This window comes from Roseateles sp., assembly GCF_031397715.1.
GTDB lineage: Bacteria > Pseudomonadota > Gammaproteobacteria > Burkholderiales > Burkholderiaceae_C > Paucibacter_A.
In genome coordinates, this window is the sequence record NZ_JANNMI010000439.1 from 1 (window position 1) to 3,119 (window position 3,119).

General features: G+C 59.5%; 5 protein-coding genes. All 5 read left to right on the forward strand.

Annotation, left to right across the window (positions count from 1 at the left end; all coding sequences use genetic code 11):
* Positions 1-358 (forward strand): complex I subunit 1/NuoH family protein (locus RMO57_RS19315; protein WP_310389441.1); only part of this gene is annotated, 358 nt, incomplete at its 5' end.
* 11 nt (positions 359-369) lie between these two features.
* Positions 370-855, forward strand: coding sequence for an NADH-quinone oxidoreductase subunit NuoI (gene nuoI / locus RMO57_RS19320; RefSeq protein ID WP_310389443.1), 486 nt, complete (start codon positions 370-372; stop codon positions 853-855).
* Between the two features lie 63 nt (positions 856-918).
* Positions 919-1,569 carry an NADH-quinone oxidoreductase subunit J gene (locus tag RMO57_RS19325; RefSeq protein ID WP_310389444.1) on the forward strand — a complete coding sequence of 217 codons (651 nt, stop codon included), beginning with the start codon at positions 919-921 and terminating at the stop codon, positions 1,567-1,569.
* Positions 1,569-1,877 (forward strand): NADH-quinone oxidoreductase subunit NuoK, encoded by a 309-nt coding sequence (gene nuoK, locus RMO57_RS19330; RefSeq protein ID WP_263535337.1) that lies wholly within the window; start codon positions 1,569-1,571, stop codon positions 1,875-1,877. The genes RMO57_RS19325 and nuoK overlap by 1 nt, the downstream gene beginning before the upstream one ends.
* A 7-nt stretch (positions 1,878-1,884) precedes the next feature.
* Positions 1,885-3,119 (forward strand): NADH-quinone oxidoreductase subunit L (gene nuoL, locus RMO57_RS19335; protein WP_310389446.1); only part of this gene is annotated, 1,235 nt, incomplete at its 3' end.

Here is a 3,119-nt window from a genome sequence, read left to right on the forward strand (position 1 = left end):
CGAGGGCGAATCGGAGATCGTCGCCGGCCATATGGTCGAGTACTCGGGCATGTCGTTCGCGATGTTCTTCTTGGCCGAGTACGCGAATATGTGGTTGGTCTCGATCCTGACCGTGACCCTGTTCCTGGGTGGCTGGTTGTCGCCGATCGCCGCACTCGACTTCATCCCCGGCTGGATCTGGCTGGGTGCCAAGACCTTCGCCGTGGTCACCATGTTCTTGTGGATTCGCGCCAGTTTCCCGCGCTATCGCTATGACCAGATCATGCGCCTGGGCTGGAAGATCTTCATTCCCGTGACTCTGGTCTGGCTGGTCGTCGTCGGCTTCTGGATCCAGTCGCCTTACAACATCTGGAAGTGATGAGGCCGCCCATGTCTGCAGTTAGCTTCGTCAAGAGCTTCATGCTCATCGAGCTGTTCAAGGGCCTGGCCCTGACCGGCCGGCATTTCTTGTCCCGCAATATCACGGTGCAGTTCCCGGAAGAGAAGACCCCGCTGTCGCCGCGCTTCCGTGGCCTGCACGCCTTGCGCCGCTATGAGAACGGCGAAGAGCGTTGCATCGCCTGCAAGCTCTGCGAAGCAGTTTGCCCAGCGATGGCGATCACGATTGAGTCCGAGGTCAGGGACGACGGCTCGCGCCGCACCAGCCGCTATGACATTGATCTGACCAAGTGCATCTTCTGCGGCTTCTGCGAAGAGAGCTGCCCGGTCGACTCGATTGTCGAAACCAGCATTTTTGAATACCACGGCGAAAAGCGGGGCGACCTGTACTTCACCAAGGACATGCTGTTGGCCGTCGGCGATCGCTTCGAGCCCGAGATCGCAGCCCAAAAGGAGGCCGACGCCAAGTACCGCTGAACGAAGCGGGATCGATCCACGCTGATCGAACCTGAGTCGCAAAGCCTGCTTGCAGGAAAACGCATGGACATCACAACCGTATTGTTTTATCTCTTCTCGGCCGTGCTGCTGGGATCGTCGTTCATGGTCATCACGGCACGCAGCACCGTGCATGCCGTCTTGTTTTTGATCCTGGCCTTTTTCACCGCGGCCTGCATCTGGATGCTGCTGAAGGCCGAGTTCTTAGCCATTGCCCTGGTGCTGGTTTATATCGGCGCGGTGATGGTCTTGTTCCTGTTCGTGGTGATGATGCTGGACATCAACTCCACCGGCGTGCGCGAGGGCTTTTGGAAACATCTGCCGCTGGGCGGTCTGGTCGGCGCGGTGATCGCGCTGGAAATGGCGGCCGTCTTGATGGGAGGCTTTCGCCTCAGCAGCGCGCCCGAACTGAGTGCCGCCGAGATGCAGCTGGGTAACACCAAGATGCTGGGCATCGCGATCTACAGCCAGTATCTGTATCCGCTGGAAATCGCGGCGCTGCTGCTGCTGGTCGCCATCATCGCGGCGATCGCCCTCACGCTGCGCAGCCGCAAGGATGCGCGCACGCAAAAACCCTCCGAGCAGGTCAAGGTCAAGAAGGGCGACCGGTTGCGCATCATCAAGGTCGCACCCACCGTTGAAGCCATTGAGCCCGACGCCACAGCGGCTGGCGAGCCAGGAGTAGTGAAGCCATGATGACATTGACGCTGGGCCATTTCCTGACGCTGGGGGCGATGCTGTTTGCGATCGCCGTCGTCGGCATTTTCATGAACCGCAAAAACCTGATCGTGCTCTTGATGGCGATCGAGCTGATGCTGTTGGCCGTGAATATGAATTTTGTGGCCTTCTCTCATTACCTCGGTGATATCGCCGGCCAGGTCTTTGTGTTCTTCATCCTGACCGTGGCGGCGGCCGAATCGGCTATTGGCCTGGCCATCCTCGTCGTGCTGTTCCGCAACCGCGCCACCATCAATGTCGAAGAGCTCGACGCGCTGAAGGGCTAACCGTCATATGTCTGCACAACTCTCACAGAATATGCTTTTGGCGGTGCCCCTGGCGCCGCTGGTCGGTGCGATTGCAGCTGGATTCTTTGGCAAGCAAATCGGCCGTGCCGGCGCACATACCGTCACTATTCTTGGCGTCTTGATCGCCTTCATCATCTCGGTGCTGACCTTGCAGGCCGTCGTCAATGATGGCGCGCGCTTCAACCAGACCATTTACGAATGGATGGTGGTCGGCGGCCTGAAGATGGAGGTCGGCTTCCTGGTCGACGGCCTGACCGCGATGATGATGTGCGTGGTGACCTTTGTGTCGCTGATGGTGCACATCTACACCATCGGTTACATGAAGGACGATCCAGGCTATCAGCGCTTCTTCTGCTATATCTCCTTGTTCACTTTCAGCATGTTGATGCTGGTGATGAGCAACAATATGTTGCAGCTGTTCTTCGGCTGGGAGGCCGTCGGCCTGGTCAGTTACTTGCTGATCGGCTTTTGGTACACCAAACCGACGGCAATCTTTGCCAATATGAAGGCCTTCCTGGTCAACCGGGTCGGTGACTTCGGCTTCATCCTCGGCATCGGCCTGCTGGTCGCGCACAGCGGCTCCCTCGACTACGCCGAGGTCTTCGCCAAGGCGCCGGAGCTGGCCAAGATCGGCTTTGACGCGCCGCTGTGGGGCAGCGACTGGATGATGTTGACGGTCGCCTGCATCTGCCTGTTCATCGGCGCGATGGGCAAGAGCGCGCAGTTCCCGCTCCATGTGTGGCTGCCCGACTCGATGGAAGGCCCGACGCCGATCTCGGCGCTGATCCACGCCGCCACCATGGTGACGGCCGGCATCTTTATGGTGGCCCGCATGAGCCCCTTGTTCGAGTTGTCGGACACGGCGCTGAGCTTCGTGCTCGTCATCGGTGCCATCACCGCGCTGTTCATGGGCTTCCTGGGCATCATCCAGAACGACATCAAACGCGTGGTGGCCTATTCCACGCTGAGCCAGCTCGGCTACATGACAGTCGCGCTGGGCCTGTCGGTGTACGGCGTGGCGGTGTTCCATCTGATGACGCACGCCTTCTTCAAGGCGCTGCTGTTCCTGGCGGCGGGCAGCGTGATCATCGGCATGCACCACGATCAGGACATCCGCAACATGGGCGGTCTGCGCAAGTACATGCCCATCACATGGATCACCTCGCTGCTGGGCAGCCTGGCGCTGATCGGAACGCCGCTGTTCGCCGGCTTTTACAGCAA

What these genes read in the sequence shown, in the direction of transcription:
- nuoI (WP_310389443.1), top strand. Translation starts at nt 370, where the DNA reads ATGTCTGCAGTTAGCTTCGTCAAGAGCTTCATGCTCATCGAGCTGTTC.
- RMO57_RS19325 (WP_310389444.1), top strand. Translation starts at nt 919, where the DNA reads ATGGACATCACAACCGTATTGTTTTATCTCTTCTCGGCCGTGCTGCTG.
- nuoK (WP_263535337.1), top strand. Translation starts at nt 1,569, where the DNA reads ATGACATTGACGCTGGGCCATTTCCTGACGCTGGGGGCGATGCTGTTT.